Annotated in this window: 26 protein-coding genes, 1 tRNA gene and 2 pseudogenes; 13 read left to right on the top strand and 16 right to left on the bottom strand. The window is 71.9% G+C overall.

Annotation, left to right across the window (positions count from 1 at the left end; all coding sequences use genetic code 11):
• Nucleotides 1-486, bottom strand: a 486-nt coding sequence (locus ACTIFU_RS11300; RefSeq protein WP_439578409.1) for a cytochrome c, incomplete at its 3' end; no start/stop codon positions are given.
• 159 nt (nucleotides 487-645) lie between these two features.
• Between ACTIFU_RS11300 and ACTIFU_RS11295 the strand changes: the two genes are divergently transcribed.
• Nucleotides 646-1,230, top strand: a complete 585-nt coding sequence (locus ACTIFU_RS11295; RefSeq protein WP_439578408.1) for a TIGR00730 family Rossman fold protein — start codon at nucleotides 646-648, stop codon at nucleotides 1,228-1,230.
• Nucleotides 1,231-1,287: 57 nt separating this feature from the next.
• Nucleotides 1,288-1,364 (top strand) — tRNA-Pro (locus ACTIFU_RS11290).
• A 330-nt stretch (nucleotides 1,365-1,694) separates the two neighbouring features.
• Here the strand turns inward: ACTIFU_RS11290 and ACTIFU_RS11285 are convergent.
• The 7 genes from ACTIFU_RS11285 to ACTIFU_RS11255 are packed head-to-tail and all read right to left on the bottom strand — an operon-like array spanning nucleotide 1,695 to nucleotide 8,560.
• Nucleotides 1,695-2,459: an HpcH/HpaI aldolase family protein gene (locus ACTIFU_RS11285; protein ID WP_439578407.1), complete on the bottom strand. Its 765-nt coding sequence runs from the start codon at nucleotides 2,457-2,459 to the stop codon at nucleotides 1,695-1,697.
• A complete protein-coding gene (locus ACTIFU_RS11280) occupies nucleotides 2,449-4,437 on the bottom strand; it encodes an alpha-ketoacid dehydrogenase subunit alpha/beta (protein ID WP_439578406.1) in 1,989 nt (662 codons plus the stop codon). Before ACTIFU_RS11280 ends, ACTIFU_RS11285 begins: the two co-directional genes overlap by 11 nt.
• Entirely contained in the window at nucleotides 4,430-4,837 is a 408-nt protein-coding gene (locus tag ACTIFU_RS11275) for a RidA family protein (protein WP_439578405.1), read from the bottom strand. The genes ACTIFU_RS11280 and ACTIFU_RS11275 overlap by 8 nt, the downstream gene beginning before the upstream one ends.
• A gap of 1 nt (nucleotide 4,838) precedes the next feature.
• On the bottom strand, nucleotides 4,839-6,152 hold the full coding sequence (locus tag ACTIFU_RS11270) for a TRAP transporter large permease (RefSeq protein ID WP_439578404.1): 1,314 nt from the start codon (nucleotides 6,150-6,152) through the stop codon (nucleotides 4,839-4,841).
• Nucleotides 6,152-6,637, bottom strand: coding sequence for a TRAP transporter small permease subunit (locus ACTIFU_RS11265; protein WP_439578403.1), 486 nt, complete (start codon nucleotides 6,635-6,637; stop codon nucleotides 6,152-6,154). The genes ACTIFU_RS11270 and ACTIFU_RS11265 overlap by 1 nt, the downstream gene beginning before the upstream one ends.
• A 3-nt stretch (nucleotides 6,638-6,640) precedes the next feature.
• Entirely contained in the window at nucleotides 6,641-7,654 is a 1,014-nt protein-coding gene (gene dctP, locus ACTIFU_RS11260) for a TRAP transporter substrate-binding protein DctP (protein WP_439578402.1), read from the bottom strand.
• 27 nt (nucleotides 7,655-7,681) lie between these two features.
• On the bottom strand, nucleotides 7,682-8,560 hold the full coding sequence (locus ACTIFU_RS11255) for a 3-keto-5-aminohexanoate cleavage protein (RefSeq protein ID WP_439578401.1): 879 nt from the start codon (nucleotides 8,558-8,560) through the stop codon (nucleotides 7,682-7,684).
• A gap of 140 nt (nucleotides 8,561-8,700) precedes the next feature.
• On the opposite strand from ACTIFU_RS11255, the gene ACTIFU_RS11250 reads away from it, so the two are divergent.
• Together ACTIFU_RS11250 and ACTIFU_RS11245 are read left to right on the top strand one after the other, a co-directional pair.
• Complete coding sequence (locus ACTIFU_RS11250) at nucleotides 8,701-9,543, top strand: LuxR C-terminal-related transcriptional regulator (RefSeq protein ID WP_439578400.1); 843 nt, start codon at nucleotides 8,701-8,703, stop codon at nucleotides 9,541-9,543.
• 467 nt (nucleotides 9,544-10,010) lie between these two features.
• Nucleotides 10,011-11,054 (top strand): NAD/NADP octopine/nopaline dehydrogenase family protein, encoded by a 1,044-nt coding sequence (locus ACTIFU_RS11245; protein WP_439578399.1) that lies wholly within the window; start codon nucleotides 10,011-10,013, stop codon nucleotides 11,052-11,054.
• On the opposite strand, the gene ACTIFU_RS11240 is transcribed toward ACTIFU_RS11245, so the two are convergent.
• The 5 genes from ACTIFU_RS11240 to phnF all read right to left on the bottom strand — a co-directional run bounded on the left by ACTIFU_RS11240 (nucleotide 11,032) and on the right by phnF (nucleotide 15,271).
• On the bottom strand, nucleotides 11,032-11,568 hold the full coding sequence (locus ACTIFU_RS11240) for a GNAT family N-acetyltransferase (protein ID WP_439578398.1): 537 nt from the start codon (nucleotides 11,566-11,568) through the stop codon (nucleotides 11,032-11,034). The genes ACTIFU_RS11245 and ACTIFU_RS11240 overlap by 23 nt on opposite strands.
• 87 nt (nucleotides 11,569-11,655) lie before the next feature.
• A complete protein-coding gene (locus ACTIFU_RS11235) occupies nucleotides 11,656-12,501 on the bottom strand; it encodes a fumarylacetoacetate hydrolase family protein (RefSeq protein WP_439578397.1) in 846 nt (281 codons plus the stop codon).
• Nucleotides 12,502-12,524: 23 nt separating this feature from the next.
• The gene (locus ACTIFU_RS11230; RefSeq protein ID WP_439578396.1) at nucleotides 12,525-13,274 is read right to left on the bottom strand and encodes an SDR family oxidoreductase; all 750 of its coding nucleotides are present in this window, start codon (nucleotides 13,272-13,274) and stop codon (nucleotides 12,525-12,527) included.
• A 62-nt stretch (nucleotides 13,275-13,336) separates the two neighbouring features.
• Complete coding sequence (locus tag ACTIFU_RS11225) at nucleotides 13,337-14,503, bottom strand: alpha-D-ribose 1-methylphosphonate 5-triphosphate diphosphatase (protein WP_439578395.1); 1,167 nt, start codon at nucleotides 14,501-14,503, stop codon at nucleotides 13,337-13,339.
• 3 nt (nucleotides 14,504-14,506) lie between these two features.
• Nucleotides 14,507-15,271 carry a phosphonate metabolism transcriptional regulator PhnF gene (gene phnF / locus ACTIFU_RS11220; RefSeq protein ID WP_439578394.1) on the bottom strand — a complete coding sequence of 255 codons (765 nt, stop codon included), beginning with the start codon at nucleotides 15,269-15,271 and terminating at the stop codon, nucleotides 14,507-14,509.
• 145 nt (nucleotides 15,272-15,416) lie between these two features.
• On the opposite strand from phnF, the gene phnG reads away from it, so the two are divergent.
• From phnG to ACTIFU_RS11180, 8 genes and pseudogenes are all read left to right on the top strand, one after another.
• A complete protein-coding gene (gene phnG, locus ACTIFU_RS11215) occupies nucleotides 15,417-15,869 on the top strand; it encodes a phosphonate C-P lyase system protein PhnG (protein WP_439578393.1) in 453 nt (150 codons plus the stop codon).
• Nucleotides 15,866-16,450, top strand: coding sequence for a phosphonate C-P lyase system protein PhnH (gene phnH / locus ACTIFU_RS11210; RefSeq protein ID WP_439578392.1), 585 nt, complete (start codon nucleotides 15,866-15,868; stop codon nucleotides 16,448-16,450). Before phnG ends, phnH begins: the two co-directional genes overlap by 4 nt.
• A 3-nt stretch (nucleotides 16,451-16,453) precedes the next feature.
• Nucleotides 16,454-17,553, top strand: a pseudogene (locus ACTIFU_RS11205) (carbon-phosphorus lyase complex subunit PhnI).
• Nucleotides 17,550-18,434, top strand: a complete 885-nt coding sequence (locus ACTIFU_RS11200; RefSeq protein WP_439578391.1) for an alpha-D-ribose 1-methylphosphonate 5-phosphate C-P-lyase PhnJ — start codon at nucleotides 17,550-17,552, stop codon at nucleotides 18,432-18,434. The pseudogene ACTIFU_RS11205 and the gene ACTIFU_RS11200 overlap by 4 nt, the downstream one beginning before the upstream one ends.
• Nucleotides 18,431-19,207: a phosphonate C-P lyase system protein PhnK gene (gene phnK, locus ACTIFU_RS11195; RefSeq protein WP_439578390.1), complete on the top strand. Its 777-nt coding sequence runs from the start codon at nucleotides 18,431-18,433 to the stop codon at nucleotides 19,205-19,207. The genes ACTIFU_RS11200 and phnK overlap by 4 nt, the downstream gene beginning before the upstream one ends.
• Nucleotides 19,204-19,908: a phosphonate C-P lyase system protein PhnL gene (gene phnL / locus ACTIFU_RS11190; protein WP_439578389.1), complete on the top strand. Its 705-nt coding sequence runs from the start codon at nucleotides 19,204-19,206 to the stop codon at nucleotides 19,906-19,908. Before phnK ends, phnL begins: the two co-directional genes overlap by 4 nt.
• A complete protein-coding gene (locus ACTIFU_RS11185) occupies nucleotides 19,905-21,047 on the top strand; it encodes an alpha-D-ribose 1-methylphosphonate 5-triphosphate diphosphatase (RefSeq protein ID WP_439578388.1) in 1,143 nt (380 codons plus the stop codon). The genes phnL and ACTIFU_RS11185 overlap by 4 nt, the downstream gene beginning before the upstream one ends.
• Nucleotides 21,047-21,784 (top strand): DUF1045 domain-containing protein, encoded by a 738-nt coding sequence (locus ACTIFU_RS11180; RefSeq protein ID WP_439578387.1) that lies wholly within the window; start codon nucleotides 21,047-21,049, stop codon nucleotides 21,782-21,784. The genes ACTIFU_RS11185 and ACTIFU_RS11180 overlap by 1 nt, the downstream gene beginning before the upstream one ends.
• Nucleotides 21,785-22,124: 340 nt before the next feature.
• On the opposite strand, the pseudogene ACTIFU_RS11175 reads toward ACTIFU_RS11180, so the two are convergent.
• From ACTIFU_RS11175 to ACTIFU_RS11165, 3 genes and pseudogenes are all read right to left on the bottom strand, one after another.
• A pseudogene (locus tag ACTIFU_RS11175) lies at nucleotides 22,125-22,931 on the bottom strand (IS110 family transposase); the annotation flags it as partial.
• 78 nt (nucleotides 22,932-23,009) lie between these two features.
• Nucleotides 23,010-23,372: a septal ring lytic transglycosylase RlpA family protein gene (locus ACTIFU_RS11170; RefSeq protein ID WP_439578386.1), complete on the bottom strand. Its 363-nt coding sequence runs from the start codon at nucleotides 23,370-23,372 to the stop codon at nucleotides 23,010-23,012.
• A 27-nt stretch (nucleotides 23,373-23,399) separates the two neighbouring features.
• Entirely contained in the window at nucleotides 23,400-24,803 is a 1,404-nt protein-coding gene (locus ACTIFU_RS11165; protein WP_439578385.1) for a M20/M25/M40 family metallo-hydrolase, read from the bottom strand.
• A gap of 67 nt (nucleotides 24,804-24,870) precedes the next feature.
• Between ACTIFU_RS11165 and ACTIFU_RS11160 the strand changes: the two genes are divergently transcribed.
• Nucleotides 24,871-26,101 (top strand): acyclic terpene utilization AtuA family protein (locus ACTIFU_RS11160; RefSeq protein ID WP_439578384.1); only part of this gene is annotated, 1,231 nt, incomplete at its 3' end.

Below are 26,101 nucleotides of genomic sequence, written 5' to 3'. Positions count from 1 at the left end.
CAGAGCGGTTTCCACTCTTGTGGAAACCGCTCTGGCGTCACAACGCTGGGCGGCGCGGTGTGGCCAGTGGCAGGCACCGCAGGTGCCGCCGGTCGCCTCGAAGGCGCGCGCGAGGGCGGCCTGGTCGCCCCCCTGGGCCGCGGCGAGCAGCGCCTGGGCCTGGGTTGCGAAGGCGTCCGCGCGGCTCTCGAAGCCCGACCGGTCCGACCAGATGCTCGGCAGCGCGCGGGTCTCTGCGCCCTGGTCGCTGCCCGGCGGGAACAGCCGCGTGATCTGCTGGCCGTGCTCGGCGATCGCGCGGGCCGGTGCGACGGCGTCGGCGTTCGGCCGGCGCGCCTGCACCACTGCCTGGATCGCCTCCATGTTGTCGCGCATCATCCGGAAGCCGGCCTGGCGCTCCTGGATCACTGTGACGCTGGCGAGGGCGACCGTCGCGGGCACGAGCACGGCGGTCGCCAGAGCGGCGGCAAGCAACGATCGATTCATCTCGGACTGTTCCTCTCCTGTGCAGGCGGTAATGACCCGACGCACGATTGTTGCTGATACTTCATCAACAGGAAAGCTCACGTCTGTGTCAGGCCCGCCGTTCGGTGCAAGTGACAGCGCCGCCAGCCCGCGCTAGTGCGGGCGGGCAAGGAGATGTCGATGCAGCAGCCCTACCGCGCCGTTGCCGTGTTCTGCGGCTCACGCCTCGGCGCCGATCCGGCCCATGCCGCGTCCGCCGATGCGCTGGGCCGCGCGCTCGCCGCAGCTGGGATCCGGCTCGTCTATGGCGGCGGACGAATCGGCCTGATGGGCCGGATCGCCGATGCCTGCCTCGCCGCCGGCGGCAGCGTCACCGGCGTGATCCCGACCTTCCTCGCCCGCTGGGAGGTCGCGCACGAAGGCGCGCAGGAGATGATCGAGGTGGACTCCATGCACTCCCGCAAGGCGCGGATGGCGGAGCTCGCGGATGCCTTCGTGATGCTGCCCGGCGGCCTCGGCACGCTCGACGAGACGATCGAGATCATCACCTGGCGCCAGCTTCGCCTGCATGACAAGCCGGTCGTGCTGTGCGACGTCGCCGGCAGCGCGCAGCCGCTGATCGCTGCGATCGAGGCGGCGATCGCTGCCGGCTTCGCCGAGGGCACGGTGCGCGGCCTCTATGCGGTCGCCGAGGGCGCGGAGGCGGTGCTGCCGCTGCTGGCGACGCTGCGGCCGGGCACGCGCACGGCTGCCGCCCTGATCTGACCCGCGCGGCTTGCTCCGTGCCGGGGCTTTGCTATACAGCGCGGCCTGATCCCCCGTCGGAGCGTAGCTCAGCCTGGTAGAGCACTGTGTTCGGGACGCAGGGGCCGGAGGTTCGAATCCTCTCGCTCCGACCAAGGGATGTACGGCGGCGCGAGGTTTGTCCCGGAACGGGCAGCAGGTTGTTCCTGGTTCGTGCCGCCATCGTACCGGCGCGGCCGACTGACCGCACTCCCAGGGCCTTCCGCAGCACAGATCAAGTGATCGAGTGGCCGGGGTCAGGCGGCTGGCGCTACCTCTCGGACGCCGCCGCTGCCACGGCGGCGGCAAGGGAGGCAAGGGGGCGGGCTCCGGACCGGAGAGCCCCGTCCCTCCTCGCCTCAAGCCGCGTCCAAGGCCGCTTGAGCCCGCTGTGACAGCGCCCTTTCGAGGCGGTTGTCGGCGCTCGATCGCGGCACCAAGCCATGTCACGTGACGACACCGACCCAGGAAGAGACCGCCGTGCCGAGGATCAGCTTGTCCGTGCCGATCGTGATGATCCGGATGCCACTCGCGCGCCATGCCGCGACCGCGGCGGCGGCGGAAGCGTGGTCGCGATCGAACACCGGCGCGATCAGCGGAAGGTCTGCCCCGCGCGCTGCCGCAGCCAGGCGCTCCAGCGCGGCACCGACCTCCGGATGGCGCCAGTCGCCGCGATGGCCGAGGCTGACGGACAGGTCGAACGGCCCGAGCATCAGCGCAAGCGGCCCGGGAACGGCGACGATCTGATCGATCGCCTCGACCCCGGCCCGCGTCTCGACCAGCAGGATCACGCCGGCCTCGTCGGCGTCCTCGTGCGCGCTCCAGTCGGCGATCACGTGCCCGCCGGCGCGCACGCAGGGACAGGCCCCGCGCGTGCCGCGCGGGGCGTAGCGCGCGGCGGCCGCCGCGGCTTCGGCCTCCGCGCGCGACGCGATCCCCGGCACCACCACGGCCGCGGCGCCGGCGTCCAGCACCGCACCGATGTCGCCGATGCCGCGCACACGCGCCAGCGCCACCAGCCCCACGGCGTCGCAGGCACGGAACAGCTCCGTCGCGCGCTCGATGCCGAAATGGCCGTGCTCGAGATCGACGATCGCGAAATCGAGCCCGGCCTGGCCCAGAATCTCGATCACCTCGGGGTGCGGGATCTGCGCCCAGGTGCCGATCGCAGTCCGGCCCGCCGCGAGCAGGGCGCGAAAGCTACGCCGCATCGCGGTAGCAGACGCGCCTCGCCGCCGCGGCGATCCGCGCGGCGTCGGGGATCACGGCGCGCTCCAGCGTGTCGTTGTACGGCACCGGCAGGTCGGGATTGCCCACCCGGAGCACCGGCGCGTCCAGCCAGTCGAACGCGGCCTCGGCGACGCGCGCGGCGATCTCGGCGCCGATCCCCGCGGTCACGCAGGCCTCGTGTACGACCACGCAGCGGCCGGTGCGGCGGACCGAGTCAGCCACGGCTTCGAGATCGAACGGGGCGATCGTCCGCGGATCGATCACCTCCGCCTCGATCCCCTCGCGCGCGAGGGTGCGCGCCGCCGCCAGCGCGCGCGGCAGCATCGCCTGGATCGCCACAATCGTGACGTCGCGGCCGCGACGATGCACGCGCGCGCGGCCGAGTGGGATGGCGTAGGGCGGCTCCGGCACGGGGCCCTTCGCCTCGACATAGAGCAGCTTGTGCTCGAGGAACACGACGGGGCTGTCGTGCCGGCTCGCGGCGATCAGCAGACCCTTGGCGTCGTACGGCGTGGCAGGCGCGACCACCGTCAGTCCAGGGACGTGCGCGAACCATGCCTCCAGGCACTGGCTGTGCTGCGCGGCCAGGCGGATGCCCCCGCCCTGGGGCCCGCGCACCACCATCGGCACGGTCGCGGTTCCGCCGAGCATGAAGCGCGCCTTGGCGGCCTGGTTCACGATCATGTCCATCATCAACGTGACGAAGTCGAGGATCTGTACCTCGACCACCGGGCGCAGCCCGCGCAGCGCGGCGCCCACGGCGAGCCCGCCGATCGCCTGCTCGCTGATCGGCGTGTCGCGCACGCGCGCGGCACCGAAGCGCTCCTGAAGTCCGCGCGTGCAGCCGAAGATGCCGCCGATCCGGCCGACATCCTCGCCGAGCACGATCACGCGCGCATCCTCCGCCATCGCTGCGTGCAGCGCCTCGTTGATCGCCTGCACCATGCCGATCTCGCGGCCCGCGCCGGTGGTCTCGCCCGGCTCGTCCCAGGCCGCGTGCGCGGTTGCCACGCTCGAGCGCAGCAGGGCGAAGGCGGGCTCGGGGCTCGCGCGCGCGGCCGCCACCGCCCGCTCGATCTCGGCCTCGGTCGCGGCGGCGGCCTCGGCCAGCGCGTCCGCGCGGTTGTGCAGCAGTGCCGCCGCGCGCGCGATCGGATCGCGCGCAAGGTGCTCGGCCTCCTCCGCCTCGGAGCGGTAGCGCGGCAGGTTCGCGCGCATCGAATGGTCGCCCCAGCGCCAGGTCAGCGCCTCGAGGAAGCTCGGTCCCCGGCCTGCGCGTGCGCGCGCCACCGCCTCCCCCACGGCGGCGTGGACCGCAAGCACATCGTTGCCGTCGATGGTGGTGCCCGGCATGGCGTAGCCGGCGGCGCGCGCCGAGAGGTCGCCGCCGGCGGTGCTCTCGCTCGCCCGCGTCGAGAGGCCGAAGCGGTTGTTCTCGCACAGGAACACCAGCGGCAGGCGCCAGAGGGAAGCGAGGTTCATCGCCTCGTGCACGATCCCCTCGTTCGCGGCGCCATCGCCGAAGAACACGATGCCGACCGCGCCGTCGCCGAGCTGAGCGGCCAGCGCCGCACCGAGGCCGATTCCCGGTCCCGCGCCGACCACGCCGTTCGCGCCGAGAATGCCGAGCGACAGCTCGGCGATGTGCATCGACCCGCCGAGGCCGCGGCAGTAGCCGGTCTCCCTGCCCATCAGCTCGGCCATCATGCGCGCCATGCCGGCACCCTTGGCGATGCAGTGGCCGTGGCCGCGGTGGTGCGTGAGGATCCAGTCGCGCGCGGTCAGATGCGCGCAGGCACCGGCCGCGATCGCCTCCTGGCCGACGCAGGAATGAGCCGTGCCCTTGATCTCGCCCGCGCGGAACAGCTCGATCACGCGCTCGTCGAACCGGCGGATGCGCAGCATCATCCGATGCAGCGCGAGCAGGTCGGCCCCGGCGGGCGGCAATGCGTCAGGCATCGGTCAGGTTCAGCACGGCGATGCACTTGATCTCGCAGACGATGCCGGGCGTCGAGAACGAGGCGACGCCGAAGCCCGTCCAGGTCGGATAGGCGGGGCCGGTGAGAAAGCGGTCCTTCACCTGCATGAAGAGCGGCAGGTCGGCGGGAAACCGCAGGAACCAGGTCTCGAGTTCGATCACGTCGGCGAAGCTCCCGCCGGCCGCGCGCAGCACCGCCCCCACGTTCTCGAACGCCTGCATGAACTGCGCCTCGGTGTCCTCGACCACCGAGAGATCCGGCCGGCGGCCCACCATGCCGGCGATGTGGAGCGTGTCGTCCACCAGCACGCCGGGCGCGTAGCGGAAGCGTTCCAGCAGCGTCTCCATGCCGGGCGGCACGATCAGGCGTCGGTGCGGCATGTCAGCCTCCTCGCGGCAGCCAGAGCGCGATCTGGGGGAAGGCGATCACCACGGCGAGCGCGATCACCTGAAGTGCGACGAACGGCCACATCGCGCCCAGGATCTCCTCGAGCCGCATGTCGGGCGGCGCCACGCCCTTGAGGTAGAACGCGGCCGGCGCGAAGGGCGGCGTCAGATAGGCGATCTGCATCGCGATGTTGAACAGGATGCCGAACCAGAGCGGGTCGTAGCCGAGTGCGGTGATGGTCGGCACGAAGATCGGCATGGTCAGCAGCATGATGCCGATCCAGTCGATGAACATGCCCATCACGACCCAGACGACGAGCATCGTCAGCACGATGCCGAGCGGCGGCAGCGGCAGGTCGCGGAACAGCGACTGCGCGTAGGCGATGCCGCCCATCAGGTTGTAGACGCCGATCAGCGCATTGGTGCCGAGCACCAGCCAGAGCACGACGCCGCAGGTGGACATGGTCTGCAACGCGGCCGCGCGGATCAGGCCGAAGCGGAGCTCGCCGCGCAGCGCGCAGGCGAGCACGGTGCCGGCCACGCCCATGCCGGCGCTCTCGGTGACCGAGGCGATGCCGAGATAGATCGAGCCGAGCACCGAGGCCGCGACTGCGACCGGCAGTGCGACGTCTTTCAGCATCGCCAGCCGCTCGGCGAACGGCAGCGCCTGCTGCTCGGGCGGCGGGGGCGGGCCGAGCGTGGGATCGAGGCGGCAGCGGATCAGCACATAGCCGAGATAGAGCGCCGCGAGCATGAGGCCGGGCAGCAGCGTGGCGAGGAACAGGTCGCCGATCCCGACATTCGCGGTCAGCCCGTAGAACACCAGGATCACCGAGGGCGGGATCATGGTGCCGAGCGAGCCCGCCGCGCAGATCGTGCCGATCGCGAGCCGGCGGTCGTAGCCGAGGCGCAGAAGCTGCGGCAGCGCGACGAGCCCCAGCACGACGATCTCGCCGCCGATCACCCCGACGGTCGCGGCGAGCACCACCCCGACCAGCACCGTGATCGCGCCGACGCCGCCGGGGACCTTGCCGGACCAGACCGAGAGCGCGGTGTAGAGATCGCGCGCCAGCCCAGATCGTTCCAGGATCGAGGCCATCAGGATGAACAGCGGCACGCTCACCAGCACGTAGCTGTCCAGGAACGAGTAGCTGCGCGAGGAGATCAGCAGCAGGGCATCCGGCCCGAACGAGACAAGGGTCAGCGCCACCGCGATCGCGCCGGAGGAGAACGCGAGCGGCACGCCGAGCACCAGCGTGACGAGGATCCCCGCAGCGATCAGCAGGGTGACGAGCTCGATCGGCAGCATCAGCGCCGGCGCGCGAGCGAGGCAAGACGCAGCACGACGAGCACGAGGAACAGCAGCGTGCCGGCGGCGAGCCCGGCGCGCACGATCGCCGGCAGCGGCCAGTTCGGCGGTCCCGGCGTCAGCTCCGGGGTCCAGGCGCCGTTCTGGAACCGCCAGAGCGCCTCCTCGGCCTGGTTCCAGGCCGCGTAGCCGAGCCCGGCGAGGTAGACCGCGCCCAGGCCGAGCGCCAGCACCTCGAGCGCCGTGCGCAGCCCCGGCGGCACGCGATCGATCAGCACCGTGATGCGGATGTGCTCGTTGCGCGCAAACGCGTAGGCGCCGCCGAGCGCGAAGCCGACGGCGCAGAGCGCGGCGGTGGTGGCATGCGCCCAGGTGGTCGGCGCGCCGAACAGATAGCGCGAGCCGACCTCCCAGACCGTGACCGCGGCGGCGGCGACGAACAGCCACGCGGCGGCCCGCCCGAGCGCGAGGGCGAGCCGCTGCATCGCTCAGCCCACGCGGGCCTGGAAGGCGCGCAGGCTGTCGAGGATCGCCTTGGCCTGCGGCCCACGCGCGCCATAGGTGTCCTGCACCTCGGCGGTGAGGCGGGCGAGTTTGTCCACCTCCGAATCGGGCCATGCGATGATGGTGATGCCCTCGGCGCGCATCTTCTCGAGCGCCTCCTTGTCCTCGGCCTCGATCGCGGCCTTGTGCGCCGCCGACATGCGCTTCACCGCCGCCGCGATCGCCTCCTTCGCCTCCGCCGGCAGACCGTCCCAGCGCCGCTTGGAGAACGAGACCTCGCAGGTCGGCATCGAGTGGCGCGCATCGATGCTGTAGCGCGCATGGCGGTACAGCCCGACCGCGTAGTTCAGCCCCGGATTTGCCTGGTCGGCGGCATCCACCACGCCCGACTGGAGTGCGTTGAACAGTTCGGGCAGCGGCAGATTGACGACGCTCGCGCCGGCGCGGCCGAACACCTCGGCGATCATGCCGGGCGGGCAGCGGATCTTCAGGCCGCGCAGGTCCTCGACCCCGTTGAGCGGGCGGCGCGAGGGGATATGCTCGCCCGGCCAGTAGAACTGGTCGACGTAGTGCAGGCCAAACCGATCGTAGAGCGCGCGGCCGAACGACACGCCCTCGCTCTCGGCGAACCAGCGGTCGCGCAGATCAACCGAGCGGAACATCGCGCCCGTATCGCCGAGGATCACGAAGGCGGGGTCCTTGGCGGCGAACCACGACGGCGCGGCGAACTGCCCGTCGAGCACGCCGCCGCGCACGGTGTCGAGCAGCTCGGTCGGCGCCACCACCGCGCCGCCGGGCAGGACCTGGAGCTGCACGCGCCCGCCGGTCGCCTGCTTGACGTCCTCGGCCATCTGCGTGGTGACGCGATGCAGCGCGCTGTTGGTGCCGAGGAAGTGCTGCATCCGCAGGTTCATGCCCTGTGCGAGCGCGGGCGGCGCGACATAGGGCAGGGCGAGCGCGGCAGGGGCTGCCCGAAGGAGCGTGCGGCGACGGATCATGGACGTGGTCTCCCTGGTTCCGGTTGTTCAGGACATGCCGAGGATCGCCTTCGCCTCCGCAGGCGTGGCGATCTCGCGGCCGAGCGAACGGGCGATGTCGGCGACGCGCGCGACCAGTTCGGCGTTGGTCGGCCGGCCGAGCTCCGTGTACGGGTAGTCGCCGAGCCCGATCGAGACATGCCCGCCGAGCGCGATGACGGGGGCGGCGAGAGCCAGCAGGTTTCCGCCGAAGTTGCACACCGTCCAGGCGATGCGCAGGTCGGCCGGGATGTGGTCGAGATGCGCCTGCAGCCCCTTCAGCGTGCCCGGATGGCCGGCGAGGATCGTGCCGTCGGTGAGGCAGAGGCAGAGATAGGCCGGCTGGTCCACCTGGCCCGCACGCAGGAACGCCTCGGCGGTGCGGGTGAAGCCGATGGTCCAGGCAACGAGGTAGGGCTTCAGCCCGGCGGCGCGGATCTGCTCGGCGAAGTACTCGAGCGTCCCGGTGTCGTTGCGATAGACGAGATCGCGGGTGACGAACCGGCCGGTGCGCGGATCGAACCGGTCGACATTGGCGCTGCCGGTGTCCATCGGCGCGAAATCCGGGCGGGTCGCGGGGTCCGCCGCCATGCGCAGGATGTGCTGGAGGCGCGTCTCCGCCGGGGCGGCCAGGGTGGCGTAGCCCAGTGTGGGATGGATCAGCGCATCGCAGCGTTCGCGGATCGCCGCGCAGGCAGCGGCGTAGGTCTCGAAGTCGTGCGCGGGTGCGCCGTCGGGCTGGCGCGCGTGGTAGTGGACGACCGCGGCGCCGGCCGCGCGGCACTCGGCGGCATCCGTGCCGATCTCCTCGGCCGTGTAGGGGATGAAGGCGTTTCCCTCGCGGAGCGCGTACTCGTTGATCCGCGCCTCGATGATCAGCTTGTCCACCCTATATATCCTTTTAGGCATACGCCTTGCTTTGTTGATCAAGCTTCGCTCAGCGACAGGTCTCAGGTCAAGGTCGCGTCGCACGAGGGCCAGTGTCACGTTTCTGGTGTCTTCATATATCTTATGGTATATAATGCCGAATGGCCCAGAGACCGCTCCCGCCGGCGCCCCTGCGCACCTTGTTCGATCAGGTCGCGGCCCGGTTCCCCGGCCACACCATGCAGCGCATCCGCACGCCGGACGGGCGGTTCCGCTACACCTACGCGAGCCCCGGCATGCGCGAGACCTTCGGGATCGATCCCGAACTGGTCCTCTCGCAGCGCGAGGCCGACCACAGCTGGGTGCATCCCGAGGACCGTGGCCGTTTCGTCACCGCGCTGCACCGTTCCGCCGACCATCTCGAGACGCTCGACGAGGAGGTCCGCGTGGTCGGCCCGGACGGCGGCCACAAATGGGTGCGCAGCATCGGCACGCCACGCCGTCTCGCCGACGGAACGGTCGTGTGGGACGGGATCGCGCTCGACGTCACCGAGCGGCGCGCCGCCGCCGAGGCGCTGGAGCGCGCGGTCGTGCTCGCGCGCGCGGCCGAGGCGGCCCGTTGGGAGGCGGAGCGCGGCGCCGGGGCGATGCCGCTCGCCAGTCTGCTCGAGCTCAACGATGCCGTCGGGCAACTGCTCGCCATCCTGCCGGCAGAGCTTGCCCGGACGGACCAGTGTGCCTCCGTCCGCGAATCGCTCGCGCGCCTGATGGCGCAGCGTGTGGGTGCCGCCGACGCACGCGCGCCAGGCGCCGCACCCCGTCTGACGCCGCGGCAGCAGACCGTGCTGGCGCTGCTTGGTGCGGGGCTCACCAACCGCCAGATCGCCGCCCGACTTGGCACCACCGAAGGAACGGTGAAGCTGCATGTCGCAGCCGTGCTGAAGCGCCTCGGCGTGAGCAACCGTACCGAGGCCGCGTTACGGGCCGCGCGCGGGTTGGACTAGGACCGTCTGGCGGCGCGGCCGCTCCGCGGTCGCGTTCATCGACCCGGGCGGCGCTTGCAGGCTTGCGGTCCACCCGGGTCGACGAAGCGGGGACGCTGCAAGGCCGCACGGCGGTGCTCGTCATGCTCCTGCTCAAGGTCCATGAGCGATGCTCGGAGTGCCCTCCGCTCGGGCTGTCCGAGGCCCGCGCCGATCGGCGGGGACTCCACACGCTCGTCGCCCGCCTGTTCGCGGCGCAGGGCCGCAGGGCCCTTCCCGATGCTCCCCCTCGCTGGACCCTCCCCCGGCATGGTCATCTCCGTTTCGTCGTTGCCCCTCTCGCCCGCGGCCCTGCTGGCCGCCTAGAGTGGCCGGCGCAGCGCAAGGATGACCCCGCCGAGATGCTCCATCGCTCCACCTTCGCCGCCAGCCGCCCGAACTGGCGACGGGTCTCTCCACGCCGCCCTGGACCGGTGGACTGACGCGCGATGCAGCTCGCCGTGCTCGGTGCGGGCGCCATCGCCCTCGCCTCCGCCGCCCTCGCGGCCTCGCGCGGTCACACGGTGCGCGTCTGGTCGCCGTCAGGTCGCGGCACCGCGGGTCTGCGCGCGAACGGGGGACGGCTCGCGGCAACGGGCGGGGTCGCGGGCGGGGTCGACGTCGTCGCGGCGGAAACACCGGCGGAGGCGCTTGCCGGCACCGCGTGCGTGCTGGTCGCCGTGCCGGCGAATGGGCATCGCGCCGTGATGGAGGCCGCTGCGCCGCACCTGGCGTCCGGGCAGACCGTGCTGGTGAGCGCGGCAGCAAGCCTGTCGCCGCTCTACCTCGATCGCCTGATCGGCGCGCGCGGCGCTCTCGTCGCCGGGTTCGGCACCACGGCACTGACGGCCCGGCGCGGGGCGGACGGGGTCTCGGTGCAGGTGGCCACGCTGCGCGGGGTGTGCGACGTGGCGGCGGTGCGCGCGGCGGAGACGCCAGAGGCGATCGCGACCGCCTCGGCGCTGTGGGGGGAGCGGTTCGTGCCGGCGGAGAGCGTCCTCGCGGCCGCGCTGGCGAACATCAACCCGATCGCGCACACCGCGATGGCGCTCTGCAATCTCAGCCGGATCGAGCACCGGGAGGTCTGGCCGCAGTACCACTGCACCACGCCTGCGGTGGCACGACTGATCCTGGCAATGGACGCGGAGCGCCAGGCACTGGCGGCGGCCGTGGGGGTGCGCATCCCGACGGCGGAGGCGTTCTTCCGCCGGTCCTACGGGCTGAACGCACCCGATCTCGCGGGAATGATGGTCGAGCTGCATGCGCGGCCTGGCGGTCCGGCCGGGCCGACCACGCTGGAGACGCGCTACGTGCTCGAGGACGTGCCGTTCGGGCTGGTGTTCTACCTGGCGCTCGCTCGTGAGGCGCGCGTGGCGATGCCCGTCACCGAAGGCGCAGTGCGGCTCGCCTCGGCGGCGTGGGGGCGCGATCTTGCGGCGATGAACGACCTGTTGCCGGTGCTGGGGCCGCTCAGCGCAACCGCCGCGTCATGACGAGCGCGGTCTCACCGTAGGCGGCGAGGGCAGCCTCGTTCCCGGGCACGACGACGAAGCCGTGACGCGTCCACAGCGTCTGGGTGCCGTGCACGGCGGTCAGTGCGAGCGCCGCAAGCGCGCGGGCGCGGGCGCGCCCATCGAGCATGGCGATCAGCGCGGTGACCAGGCCACGGCCACGGAATGACCGGCGCAGCGCGACATCATGCAGCCAGAGGCAGTCGGGCCCGGTCGGCAGGATGAGGCGGTCGAGGCCGAGCGCCGGCACGGTGCCGAGCCGCCACGGGTGGGCGATGGCGTAGCCTTCGACGGCGCGGCCGGGACCGACCACGAAACAGCCGTCCGGAAAGGCAGCGAGCCGGTCGGCGAACACAGCTTCGCCCTCCGGCGGCAGCGGGTCGTGGCTGTCCCGCTCGATCGCCGCGACGGCAGCGAGATCGTCGGCGATCATGCAGCGCCAGGTGTCGGCCGCGCGACCTGTGCCGGCGTGATGCGGCGGAGCGTCGTCGGCCATGTGCCCTCTCCTCCCCGGCCGGCGGGTGGCGCCGGAAGGGAACGGAGCAAGACTGCGCCACGCGCGACAACGGCGAGGGTCGGGCCCTCAGGCGGCCACCGTGCGCTGACGCTGCTCGCCCAGTCCCGCGATCCAGACGCGCATCTGCTGGCCGGGGCGCAGGTACACAGGCTCCGGCTTCTTGCCCATGCCCACACCCGGCGGGGTGCCCGTCGTGATCAGATCGCCTGGCATGAGCGTCATGAAGCGCGACACGTAGCTGACCAGGTGCCGCACGCCGAAGATCATCGTCTTCGTGCTGCCGTGCTGCATCCCCTGCCCGTCAACGTCCAGGCCCATCTCCAGCGCCTGCGGATCAGGCACCTCGTCCTTCGTCACCAGCCACGGACCCACCGGGCCGAAGGTCTCATGACCTTTGCCCTTGTCCCAGGTGCCGCCGCGCTCGATCTGGAACTCGCGCTCGCTCACGTCGTTCACGACGCAGTACCCGGCGACATGATCGAGCGCCGACGCCTCGTCGACATACTTGGTGCGCGAGCCGATCACCACGCCGAGCTCCACCTCCCAGTCGGTCTTCACCGACCCGCGCGGGATCTCCACGTCGTCGTTCGGACCGTTCAGCGCCGTCAGGGCCTTGATGAAGATGATCGGCTCCTTCGGGATCGGCGCGCCTGTCTCCGCGGCATGGTCCGCGTAGTTCAGCCCGATGCAGATGAAGTTGCGCATGCCCGTGAACGGCACGCCAAGCCGGGGGCCGCCCTCCACCTTCGGCAGCGCGGCCACGTTCACCGCCGCGAGCCGGGCGAGCCCCGCCGGCGACAGCTCCTCCGGACCGATCTCCTCGACGATGCCCGAGAGGTCGCGCAGCGTTCCCTCCGCGTCCAGGATCCCCGGCTTCTCGAGACCGCGCGGCCCCCAGCGCAACAGCTTCATCCGATCCGTTCCTTTCCCGGTTGCTAGAGGGTCCAGCCGCCGTCGATCACGATCGACTGGCCGGTGACGAAGGCGCTCTCGTCGCTGGCGAGATAGACGGCGAGCGCGGCGATCTCCTCGGGCGTGCCGAGGCGGCCCATCGCCTGGCGCGCGATGAACGCCGCGCGCGCCGCATCCACACTGCCGGCCTCGCCCGCGTTCGCCGCGATCCGGTCCTGCAACGATGGCGTCTCCACCGTGCCGGGGCAGATCGCGTTCGCGCGCACGCCGCGCTTCACGTAGTCGGCGGCCACGCTCTTGACGAAGCCGATCAGCGCCGCCTTGGTCACGCCATAGACGAACCGGTTCGGCGCGCCCTTGATCGACGAGGCCGCCGAGGACATCACGATGATGCTGCCGCCGCCCCTCGCCAGCATCGCCGGCAGGACCGCCTTGGTGACACGGAAGGCGCTGCGCACGTTCAGCTCGAATGCGAAGGCCCACTCGTCCTCGGTGCAGGTCTCGATCGTGTTCTGGTGCACGAAGCCCGCGCAGTTGAACAGCACGTCCACCGGACCTGCGTCGTTCGCGGCCGCCGCAATCGCCGCCGGGTCGAGCACGTCGAGCCCGCGCGTCCGGATGCGCTCGCCGGCGAGCGACGCAAGCCCGGCCTCGTTGAGGTCGGTCGCGATCACCTCGGCGCCCTCGGCCGCGAAGGCGAGCGCGGTCGCGCGTCCGATGCCCTGTGCCGCCGCCGTCACGAATGCGCGCTTGCCCTCAAGCCGTCCGGCCATCCGCCACCTCCCCTGAACTGCGGCGCGCATCCTTGCCGCGCCCCTGCCCCCGGGCAAGAGGGTCAGGCAAGTCGCGCGGCCCCGGTGGCCGAGAGCCAGGCAAGCCGCCCGTCCACCAGCGTGCAGACCACCTCCGGCCCGGCGGGAGCGGTGTCGTCGAGCAGCACCAGATCGGCGCGCAGCCCCGCCGCGATCCGGCCGCGATCCGGGAGTCTGGCCGCTTCCGCCGCATGGGCCGAAACCAGCGCCCACGCCTCCGGCAGCGTGCAGGCGCCGCGCGCGGCGAGCGCGAACGCCGCGTGGCGCATCGCGGGATAGAAATAGTCGGAGGCAAGAACGTCCGCCGCGCCGGCGCGCACCATCGCCTCGGCCGAGTGCCAGCCGAGATGGCTGCCGCCGCGCACGACGTTCGGGCAGCCCATCACCACGTGCTCGCCCGCCGCGCGCGCGGCCAGCCCCGTCGCCTCGTTCATGGGGAACTCGCAGATCGCGCAGCCGAGCGCGCGCCAGCGCGCGCGCGACTCCGGCGAGGCGTCGTCGTGGCTTGCCATCGCAAGTCCCGCGTCGCGCGCTACGCGCGCGGCGTGATGCACGAACGGCTCGACCTCGTCGCCGCGCGCGAGCATCGCCTGCGCGAGCGCCAAGACCTCCGGCCCCGTCACCTTGGCGCGGTCGGCGTAGCGCGACGCGCGCGCCGGATCCGCTGTCCGCCTGGCGATCTCCGCCGTATGGTCGTTGAACGCGAGCAGATGCACGGCACCCGCGGCGATCGCCGCCTCGGCTGCCGGCCACTGGTCCATCGCATAGGTCTCGAGCCGCAGATGGATGCGGTGATCGGCGCCGAGGCGGCCAGTGAGACCAGCCCAGGCCGCGACCAGCGACCGGAACGCAGGCTCGCTGCGCAGCCCCGGCTCCCACGACAGCGTCACGCCATGGAACGCCGTGGTGATGCCATTGGCGAGCAGCTGCGCATCCGTGTCGATCAGCGCGAGATCGTGGCGGAAATCGACGCCGGGCCGCGGCTGAACTTGGCGTTCGAACGCATCGCCATGGATGTCCACCAGGCCGGGGGCGAGCAGCAGGCCGTTCGCGCGCAACTCGCGCGCGCCCTTCGGCACGTCCGCGCCGATCGCCACGATCCTGCCGTCGCGGATCGTCAGCGTGGCGGGCAGGGAGACGGCATCGGCGAGCAGCAGCCGCGCGCCGGCGATCACGAGCGTTCCGGTCATGCCTCAGAATTCGAAATGGAGTTGCACCCGACCTGCGGGATAGGTCGCGACACCGTACTCCACAGGGATGCCGTGTGCGTCGACATTCACCGCTTCCGTCACGAGCACGGGCCGGTTGCGCGGGTGCCCGAGCGCCTCGGCCTCCTCGAGGCTGGGCAGGCGTGCGGTGACGCGTGTGGAGCGGCGTGCATACTCGGCCACCCCGCAGGCCGCGAGCGCGCGCGTGATCGAGCCCCTGCCGTCGGCCAGCGCATCCGGCAGGCCGGGCAGCCGCGTCTGCGGGAAATGGTGCCGGCCGAGGCTGACCGGCCGCCCGTCGGCGAGCCCCAGCCGTTCGACCAGCCAGAGCATCCGCCCGCGCCGCAGCCGGAGCGCGGCCGCTGCGGCGTCATCCGCCGCCACCTCGGCGACGCGCAGGATCCGCCCGGAGGGCTCGCGGTTCTGGCGTGCGAACCCCCCCGACCCGCGCGTGCGCGGACCGACCTGGTAGTCGATCACGTCCTCGGCGGCGAAGCTGCCGCGACCCTGCTCGATCCGCACCAGGCCGCGCCGTTCGAGCTCCTCCATGGCGCGGCGCACCGTATGGCGGTTGACCCGGAACCGTGCCGAGAGCTGCTGCTCGGTCGGCAGCCGTCCGCCCGGCGGGATGCGTCCGGCGGCGATCTCCGCCTCGAGCGCCTGTGCGATCTGGCGCCAGAGCGTCACGCCGGCGCCGCGCTCGACCAACGGAACCGGCGCTTGGGCGGGCTCAGGGCGGTGAAGGTCCATCGCGTCGTCTCCGCGGCGGCGCGCGTCATCGGAACGTCACGCCGTGCGCCCTGCCATCCGAGTATTGTAGAGCAGTGTAGTTGTAGGTATGTTCGGATGTCTAGATGTCATGAGACATCCGCAATCACCCCGACGCGACCACGCCATGCCCGCTGCATCCGAAATCCGAGAGCGCCAGGTCTGGATGGGCATGCTCGCGCGCGCCGACCGTGCGGTGCTGGAACGCGCGGTCGATGCGCTCGACCCGGCACCGTCGTGGACGCGGCTGCGCGCGCCCGAGACCGGGATGGTGATGGTGCGTGGCCGCGCCGGCGGCGACGGCGCGCAGTTCAATCTCGGCGAGATGACGGTGACGCGCTGCGCGGTCCGTCTCACCTGTGGCACGGTCGGCCACGCCTATGTCGCTGGCTGCGATCAGCGCAAGGCCGAGCTCGCCGCCGTGCTCGACGCGCTGTTTCAGACGGAGGCGCACGGCGCCGTGCTTCGCGTCGGCCTCATGGCCGAGGAGACCACCCGCCAGCAGGCGAGGCGCGAGGATGCGCTGCGCCGCGCCGCCGCGACCAGGGTCGATTTCTTCTCGATGGTGCGCATGGGATGATGACGGTCGCACCCGGCTTCGCCGACCCGCCGCTTGCCGCCCAGGCGGTGTTCCGCCGCCTGCTCGACGCCATGGCCCGCCCGGGCACCGTGGCGCCGCTGGAGGCGCCGCCCGCGCCTTCGCCGCTCGCGCCCGCCGCAGGGGCGATCGCGCTGACGCTGTGCGACGCCGACACGCAGCTCTGGCTCTGTCCGGCGCTGCGCGAGCCGGCGGTGGTCGGCTGGCTCCGCTTCCACACCGGCTGCCGCATCGTCGAGGTGCCGGAGGAGGCCGCCTTCGCCTTCGCGGCCGACCCTTCCGCGCTGCCACCCGATCGTCTCTCGATCGGTTCGGACGAGTTCCCCGACCGCTCCGCCACGGCCGTGCTTCAGGTCGCACAACTCGGCGCCGGCGATCCGCTGCACCTCACCGGACCGGGTATCGAGACGACCACGACGTTGCGCGTCGAAGGGCTGCCAGCGGGCTTCATCGCGTGGCGGGGACGCAACCACGTCGCCTATCCCCGCGGCGTCGATGTCGTCCTGGTGGCCGGAGCGGAGATCGCCGCCCTGCCGCGCAGCACCACCGTGACGGAGGGCTGAGCGATGTATGTCGCGGTCAAGGGCGGCGAGCGTGCCATCGCGGCGAGCCATGCGGTCCTTGCCGAGGCGCGCCGCGGCGACCCGTCGGTGCCTGTGCTGAGCGTGGATCAGATCGAGCAGCAGCTCGGCCATGCGGTCGATCGCGTGATGGCGGAGGGCGCGCTCCATGACCGCACGCTCGCGGCCCTCGCGATCAAGCAGGCGCAGGGCGACCTCCAGGAGGCCGCCTTCCTGCTGCGCGCCTACCGCACCACCCTGTCGCGCTTCTGCGCAGCCTGCCGATCGACACCGCGCGCATGACGATCGCGCGCCGCATCAGCGCGACCTACAAGGACCTGCCGGGCGGACAGATCCTCGGCCCCACCTACGACTACACGCATCGCCTGCTCGACGCCGCCCTGCTCGAGGACGCGCCCGTGCCGCCGGCGCCGCGCGCGGAGGAGCCCGCCGATCCCGCGATGCCGCGCGTCGCTGCGCTGCTCGACCAGGAGGGGTTGATCCGGCCCGAGAGCGGCGATCGCGACGCCGAGCCGCCCGATCTGACACGCGATCCGCTGACCTTCCCAGCCGCGCGTGCGTTGCGGTTGCAGAACCTCGCGCGCGGCGACGAGGGGTTCGTGCTCGCGATGGGCTACTCCACCCAACGCGGCTACGGCGGCGCGCATCCCTTCGCCGGCGAGCTGCGCTACGGCACGGTCGTGGTGGAGATCGCGCCGGAGGAGCTCGGCTTCGCGATCGAAATCGGCGACATCGCCGTCACCGAATGCCAGATGGTGAACCAGTTCGCGGGCTCGCGCATCGAGAGGCCGCAGTTCACGCGCGGCTACGGCCTTGCCTTCGGCCACAACGAGCGCAAGGCCATGGGCATGGCGCTGGTCGACCGCGCGCTGATGAGCCGCGAGCTCGGCCAGGACGTCACCGCCCCGGCGCAGGACGAGGAGTTCGTGCTGAGCCACAGCGACAATGTCGAGGCCTCGGGCTTCGTACAGCACCTGAAGCTGCCGCACTATGTCGATTTCCAGTCCGAGCTCGAACTGATCCGCGCTTTGCGCGCCGAGGCCGAGGCGCGCATCACCGAGCCGAACCGCGAGGCCGCGGAATGACCACCCTGGCGGGCTACACCTTCGCCTATCTCGACGAGCAGACCAAGCGGATGATCCGCCGTGCCCTGCTCAAGGCGGTGGCGATTCCCGGCTACCAGGTGCCGTTCGCGAGCCGCGAGATGCCGCTCGCCTATGGCTGGGGCACCGGCGGGATGCAGGTGACCGCCGCGGTGATCGGCCCCGAGGATGTGCTGAAGGTGATCGACCAGGGCGCGGACGACACCACGAACGCGGTATCCATCCGCCGCTTCTTCGCCCTCACCGCCAAGGTGCGCACGACCGATCGCACGGCCGAGGCGACCATCATCCAGACGCGCCACCGCATCCCGGAGACGCCGCTCACCGCTGGGCAGATCCTCGTCTACCAGGTGCCGCAGCCGGAGCCGCTGCGCAAGCTCGAGCCGCGCGAGACCGAGACGCGCCGGATGCACGCGCTCGCCGATTACGGGCTGATGCACGTGAAGCTGTATGAGGACATCGCCCGGCACGGACGCATCACGCTCTCCTACGACTATCCGGTGCTGGTGAACGGCAGGCACGTGATGGCGCCCTCACCGATCCCGTCCTTCGACAATCCCAAGATGCACCGGTCACCCGCCTTGCAGCTCTTCGGCGCCGGGCGCGAGAAACGCATCTACGCCGTGCCGCCCTACACGACCGTCGAGAGCCTCGCCTTCGAGGACCATCCGTTCCACCCGTGGAAGGCCGAGGCCTCCTGCGGACTGTGCGGCGCGACCGACTCCTATCTCGACGAGGTGGTGGTGGATGATCGCGGCGGGCGGCTGTTCGTGTGCAGTGACACCGATCACTGCACCGCGCGGCGCGCCCTGGGCCATCGCGGCAGCGCGGCCGGCCACGCGCTCGCGGGAGCTGGCGCATGAGCGACGCCCCGCTGCTTTCCGTGCGCGCACTCACTGTGCGGTTCGGCCGCACGCTGGCGGTGGATCACGCCTCGTTCGAGCTCTGGCCGGGCGAGGTGCTGGCGATCGTCGGCGAGTCCGGCAGCGGCAAGACCACGCTGCTGCGCGCGGTCCATGGCGACCTGCCCGCCGATGGCGGCCGCGTGCACTATCGGCTCGACGACGGCGCGCTCGTCGCGCTGGACGAGCTGCCCGAGCCGGTGCGGCGGCAGCTCGCGCGCACGCACTGGGGCTTCGTGCACCAGAACCCGCGCGACGGGCTGCGCATGGCGGTCTCCGCCGGCGGCAATGTCGGCGAGCGGCTGATGGCCGCCGGTGCGCGCCACTGGGGCCGCATCCGCGCGGAGGCAACCGAGTGGCTGCGGCGCGTGGAGATCGACCCGGACCGGATCGACGATCCGCCACGCACCTACTCGGGTGGGATGCAGCAGCGCTTGCAGATCGCGCGCGTGCTGGTCACACGCCCGCGGCTCGTGCTGATGGATGAACCCACGGGCGGGCTCGACGTCTCCGTACAGGCGCGGCTGCTCGACCTGATCCGCCGGCTCGTCGCCGATCTCGGACTGTCGGCGGTGATCGTCACGCATGATCTCGCGGTCGCGCGGCTGCTCGCGGACCGGATGCTGGTGATGCAGGGCGGGCGCATCGTCGAGGCGGGGCTCACCGACCAGGTGCTGGACGATCCGCAGCACCCCTACAGCCAGCTGCTCGTGTCCTCGGTGTTGCAGGCATGAGCGATGACCCGTTGCTCGTCGTCGAGGGTCTGTCGAAGGACTTCACCCTGCACCTCCAGGGCGGCGTGCGGCTACCGGTGCTGCGCGGCGTGTCGCTGAGCGTGTGCCCGGGCGAATGCGTCGCGCTCACCGGGCCGTCGGGTGCCGGGAAGAGCACGCTGATGCGCGCCCTCTACGGCAACTACCTGCCCGGCGGCGGGCGCATCCTGGTGCGCCACCGCGATCGCATGGTCGATCTCGCTGCCGCCGGCCCTCGCGAGATCGTCGCGATCCGGCGCGAGACGGTCGGCTACGTGTCACAGTTCCTGCGCGTGATCCCGCGCGTGCCGGCGCGCAGCATCGTCGCCGAGCCCCTGCGGGCGGCCGGGGTGGGTGCCGCCGCGGCCGAGCGTGAGGCTGAGCGGCTGCTCGCGCGGCTCAACCTGCCCGAGCGGCTCTGGTCGCTGCCACCCGCGACCTTCTCGGGCGGCGAGCAGCAGCGCGTCAATCTCGCGCGCGGCTTCGCCTTCCCGTATCCTGTGATGCTCGTGGACGAGCCGACCGCGAGCCTCGATCCGGCGAACGCCGAGGTCGCGGTCGCGCTGATCCAGGAGGCGAGATCGCGCGGCGCGGCGATCGTGGGGATCTTCCACGATGCCGATGTGCGCCGTGCGGTGGCGACGCGCGAGCATCCGGTGGCTCCTCTGGCGGCGGCAGCATGAGCGGCGAGACTGTCCTGACCAATGCCCGGGTCGTGACCGACACGGAGGTGTTCGACGGAACGGTCGTGATGCGGGGCGTGCGCATCCGCACCGTCGAGCGGGGCAGGAGTGGTCTGGCCGCTGCCCAGGATCTCGACGGCGACCTGCTGATTCCCGGCCTGGTCGACGTGCACACCGACAATCTCGAGAAGCACATGATGCCGCGGCCCGGCGTGCGCTGGTCGGCGCGCGCCGCCCTGCTCGCACACGACGCCCAGGTCGCTTCGGCCGGCGTGACGACGGTGCTAGACGCGCTCTGCGTCGGCGAGGTGGAGCACGCGGACCAGCGCGACCAGATGTTCCGCGACGGTGTCGCCGAGCTTCGTGCGCTCGCCCCGCGCGGGCTGCTCCGTGCCGAACATCTGCTCCACCTGCGCTGCGAGCTCAGCGTCGCAACCATGCAGGCGAGCTTCGAGACCGTCGCCGATGATCCGCTGGTGCGCATGGTCAGCCTGATGGACCACACGCCCGGCGTCGGCCAGTTCGCCGATGTCGAGCGCTACGTGAAGAGGAATGCGCGCACCCTCGGCATGAGCGAGGCCGAGGCACGCGCCTATGTCGCACGCCGGCGCGAGACGCGCGACCGTGTGCGCGACGCGAATCGCGACGCGATCCTGGCCCACCTTGCCGGCCGCCCGGTGGCGGTCGCGAGCCATGACGATCGGACCGCGGACGAGGTCGGGTCCTGGCACGCGGCGGGTGTGCGGATCAGCGAGTTCCCGGTCAGTCTGGTGGCGGCCGAGGCGGCGAAGCGGCACGGCATGGCGGTGGTGGCCGGCGGGCCGAACATCGTCCGTGGCGGCAGCCACAGCGGCAATGTCGCCGCATCCGACCTGGTCGCGCGTGGCCTCGTGGACGTGTTCGCCTCCGACTACATCCCCTCCTCGATGCTCGCGAGCGCGATGCTGCTCCACGACCGCTACAGCATCGCGCTGCCGCGCGCGATCGCGACGATCTCGGCTGAACCGGCGCGGATGGTCGGACTTTCGGATCGCGGCCGGGTTGCGCCCGGGCTGCGCGCCGACCTCGTGCAGGTGCATCTGGCTGACGGTCATCCGCTGGTGCGCCAGGTCTGGCGCGAAGGCCGCCGCATCGCCTGATGGCGCATCGCTACGCGATCTACTGGGCGCCGCCGCGCGATCATCCGCTGTGGCGCGCCGGATGCGAGTGGCTAGGGCGGGATCCCGAGACGGGCGAGCAGATCGCGCCGCCGCTGCCCGACGGCATGACACGCGAGCACCACGCCGAGATCACGCGCGATCCGGCGCGCTACGGCTGGCATGGCACGCTGAAGCCGCCGTTCCGGCTGGCGCGGGGCAGGAGCGAGGTCGGGCTCGATGCAGCGCTCCACGCCTTCGCCGCCAGTCGATCGCCATTCATCGCGCCCCTGTTCGCCGTGCGGCCGCTGTCGGGGTTTCTTGCCGTAGTACCGACCGATCGGTCCGCCGCGCTGGATGCCCTGGCCGCGGCCTGCGTGACGACGCTCGATCCGTTCCGTGCACCACCTGAACCTGAGGAGGTCGAACGCCGCCGCCGCGCCGGGTTGACGTCGGCGCAGGCCGGCAACCTCGACCGCTGGGGCTACCCCTACGTGCTGGGCGAGTTCCGCTTCCACCTGACGCTCAGCGCTCGGCTCGACGCGAGCCAAGCCGGCGCCCTGCTCGCCCATCTGGCAGAGCGCTTCGCCCCCGCCGTGGACGGTGAGCTGACGATCGACTCGATCGCGCTGTACGTCGAACCGGAGCCCGGCGCAGCCTTTGCTCTCATGCGCCGCTACCCGTTTGGTCACACCCCGCCAAGGACGGCTCCAGGGCAAGTGGACAAGAGGCAATCCTGAGCCAGGGGCTGTTTGTGTGCCTGCCGTGCCCACCACTTCATGAGACCTGTGCGCGCGGGTGCCTGCGTCGGCGCGGTGCGGTTTGATTCGATGCCGTGATCTGGTTGTGGCCGTGGGGATGGCGCGGCGTCGGATCGGCCAGGAGGATCTCATCGCGCGGTCGGAGCCGCGGGCGGCGACGTTGCTTTCGCAGCTTGCCGGGCTGATCGACCGGGCGGTGATCGACCGGCATCTGGTCGGCATCTCGGCGTCGGCGAAGGGCGAGCCTGGCTGGCCGCCCTTGGCGCTGTTGCGGGCGCTGCTGCTGGCGACCTCCTGCACCACGCGGAGGAGCACAAACCGCACGTTCGACCAGCGCGCGTAGCCAGCGGCCCAGGCGGGTTTCCGTCGCCGCCAGACGCGGCAGCACCGTACGGGCGCCGTGGATCAGGGTCTTGCGCAGGGAGCGGCTGCCCCGCTTGGTGATCCCGAGCAGCTTCGGCTTGCCGCCTGTCGTTGCCTGCTTCGGCACCAGCCCGAGCCAGGCCGCCAGGTCGCGTGCCCGCCCGCCCGCACGCGCATCGCGCATCGCCGCGAGCGCTGTCGCGCCGAGCGGCCCGATGCCGGGCACTGTCGCAAGGCGCCGCGCCGCCTCGTCCTGCCGCGCGCGCGGCGAACTCATCGTCCAACGCCGCGATGCGCCGGTCGAGCTCAGCCCACTCCGCCCGCATGTCGCTCACCAGCAGACGGATGCGCGGGCTCAGGCAGTCGGGCGCGTTCTCATCACGAGGCGCGCCGACCCAGGCCGCCACCGACCGGCGCCGCTGCGCCAGCACGATCCCGCGCTCCAGAAGCAGGGCACGCATCTGGTTGATCAGCGCCGTCCGTTCCGCCACCAATCGCTTGCGTGCCCGGTGCAGCGCCTGCACGTCGAGCTGTGCCTCGCCCTTCAGCGGCACAAACCGCATCGTCGGGCGCGTCGCGGTCGTCGTTCTTCGGGGCCTTCACGTACGGCCGGACATACCAGCCGGACCTGGTGTCCAAGTGCCGCCGCACCACGCCCGACATGGTGTGCGCCGCAGCACGGCTCCAGCGCCACCACACAGGGCGGCAGCTTCGCCAGCAGCGCCGCGATCCCGTCCCGCGCCACCCGCCGACGCAGCGCGAGAGGTGCTGCCCGACTACAACGAGCGGCTGCGCGGCTTCCTGCGCCACCAGAGCGGGGAGACGGCGGCGCGGATGGAGGCTACGGCAGCGTGAGCCGCACCGGCGCGGTGCCGCGACCCTGGAAACCGAGCGCATCCGCCGCCGCCTCCGACACGTCGATCACGCGCCCGCCCACCCACGGTCCGCGATCGGTGACCGTGACAATCACGGACCGACCGGTATCGAGGCGCGTCACGCGCACCTGCGTGCCGAACGGCAGCGTGCGGTGCGCCGCGGTCAGCGCGCGCGGATCGTAGCGTGCGCCGCTCGCCGTGCGCCGGCCGCGCAACGAACGCGCGACCCAGGACGCCTCGCCGGTCTCGGCCCAGGCAGCGCCGGGCCGCGCCGTGCAGGCGGCGACCAGAGCGACAACCACCATCCGACGGGCGAGACGCGCGCGCATGCCCGCCGTGGTGGCATCGTCGACGCCCTAGGTCAACCGTGGCGCATTGCCCTCGCCCAGGTCCCACCACAGCCCGGCCATCATCGCGATGCCCTCGCGCAGGATCGCCGGGATCGCGTGCTCGTCCGGGCCGTGCTGCTTGCAGCCGTTGTAGCTGTGCGGGATCCAGAGGAGCGGCACGCCGAGATGATCGACGAACACGTCGCCCGGCAGCCCGCCTGACGCATTGGGCACCACCTGGGGCCGGCGGTTCAGCGTGCGCGCGATGCTGTCGGCGGCAAAGCCGACCCATGGGTTGACGGGATCGGTGCGGCTCGCCGGCATGCGCACCGCGGCGTTCTCGATCGCGACCTCCGGGAACCCCGCCGCGTCGAGATGCTTGCGCAAGGACGGCGCGAAGGTCGCGGGATCGGTATCGACCGTGTAGCGGATCTGGCAATGCGCGCGCGCATTCGGCGCGACCGCGTTCACCGGCCCATCCGGCTTGCCCGCGACCATCGCCAGCACGATGAAGCTGTTCCAGCCGTAGATCTTCTCGGCCGGCGTCAGGCCGGGTTCGCCCCAGCCCTCGTCGATGGTCGCCGCCTCCCCGGCGCCGCCGAGCGGACAGCCCGCGAGCGCCGTCTTCACGGCCGGCGGCAGCCCGCCCTTGGGAAGCCAGTCGCGCACCAGGATCTTGCCGTTGCGGTCCATGATCGCGCCGAGCGCATGGGCGAGGATGATCGCCGGGTCGCGGGTCAACCCGCCCCAATGGCCCGAATGAACCCCGCCCGGCCGCAGGTTCACCACCAGGTCGAAATGGAACGTGCCGCGCGTGCCGCACTTGATGGTCGGCACCTCGGGATCGACGCGCGGCCCGTCCGAGCCGATCAACGCATCGGCGGCGAGCAGGTCCGTGTTGGCGGCGACGAATTCGCGCAGTCCGCCTGAGCCGCGCTCCTCCGCCGTCTCGATCACCAGTTTGAGGTTGAAGCCGAGCTTGCCGCCGCGTTCGGCGAGCACGGCTTCGAGTGCCGCGAGGTTGAGCGCGTGCTGGCCCTTGTTGTCGACCACGCCGCGGCCGTACCACTTGCCGTCCCGCTCCGTGATCGTCCAGGGCGAGAGGCCCTCCGACCACTGCTCCTCGAGCCCGCGCACCGTGTCGCCGTGGCCGTAGGTGATGACGGTCGGCAAGCCGTCGCCCTCGTGCCTTGTGGCCGTGAGGATCGGGCCGAGGGCGGGGCGCGGGTTCTGGTGCACCGTCACCGCGAAGCCGAGCCGCTCCAGCCAGGCGCGCAGCGCGCCGTCGAGGTAGCGGTCGAGATCGGGCCGGTGCGCCTCCTCCTGGCTGGTGGAGGGGATCGCGACGAGCTCCTGGAGCGTGGCGCGGAACGTACCGCTGTCGAACAACGTCGTCGCGCGCGCGATCGCCGCCTCGCGTGTGCCTGGCATGGTGGTCTCCTCGCTGCGGCGCGCAGGCTGGCAGGCAGCGGCGGAGGCGTCTAGCCTGCACGGCGTCATGGCTCCTCCCCTCCTGATCGGCAACGGCGCGGGGTTCTCGGGCGATCGGCTGGACGTGGCCGAGCCGGTGGTGCGCACGCTGATCGCGCGCGGCGGGCCGGCGGCGATGACCTTCGAGACGCTGGCGGAACGCACGCTCGCGCTCGGCGTGCTGGCGCGCGAGACCGATTCGGATGCGGGATACGAACCTGCGCTCCTGCCGCTGCTGCGGCCGGTGCTCGGGCTGTGTCTCGCCGCCGGCATCCCCATCGTCGGCAATTTCGGCGCTTCCAATGCGCGCGGTGCGGCCGCGGCGATCGCGCAGCTCGCGGCGGAACTCGGCCTCGCCCCCCCGCGCATCGCCGTGATCGAGGGCGACGACGTGCGCGAGGTGCTCGATGATCCGCGCATCGCCTGGGAGGGAGGCGCGCGGCCCGCGCGACCGATCATCGCCGCCAACGCCTATCTCGGCGCCTTCCCGATCGCCGCGGCGCTCTGCGATGGCGCCGAGATCGTCGTGACGGGACGGATCGCCGATCCCGCGCTCGCGCTCGGCCCGCTGATCGCGCATTTCGGCTGGGGCGAGCACGACCTCGACGCGCTCGCCGCCGGCACGCTCGCGGGGCACCTGCTGGAATGCGGCGCGCAGGTGACGGGCGGGTACTTCGGCGATCCCGGCGTGAAGGACGTCCCGGCGCCGGAGGCGATCGGCTTCCCCATCGCCGCGGTCACGGCCGACGGCACGATCACCGTCACCAAGGCCGACACGCCGGGCGGGCTGGTGGATCGCCGCACGGTCACCGAACAGATCCTCTACGAGGTGCACGATCCGGCGGCCTATCTGACGCCCGACGTGACGCTCGACATCACCTCTGTGACGGTCGCGGAGCCCGGGCGCGACACGGTCCTGCTGCGCGGTGCGCGCGGCCATGCCCGACCACCGACGCTGAAGGCGACCGTGAGCACCGAGGGCGGCTTCCTCGGTGAGGGCGAGATCAGCTATGCGGGGCCGAACGCGCTCGCTCGCGCGCGGCTCGCCGCGACCACTCTGCGCGCGCGCGTCGCCGCACTGCCGATCCGTCTTCGGATCGATCTGCTCGGGCTCCAGGCGGTGTTCGACAGCGACGAGGGTGCGCGCCGCGGCCCGCTCGCCCCGGACGGCGAGGTGCGCGTGCGCCTCGCCGCATTGGCCGAGGACCGCAGCGCGGCGGAGGCGGCCGCGCGCGAGGTGCTGAGCCTCTATTGCTGCG

It is taken from the genome of Elioraea sp., from assembly GCF_051860475.1.
In the GTDB taxonomy this organism is placed as follows: domain Bacteria; phylum Pseudomonadota; class Alphaproteobacteria; order Acetobacterales; family Acetobacteraceae; genus Elioraea.
This window is presented reverse-complemented; position numbering and strand designations above follow the sequence as displayed.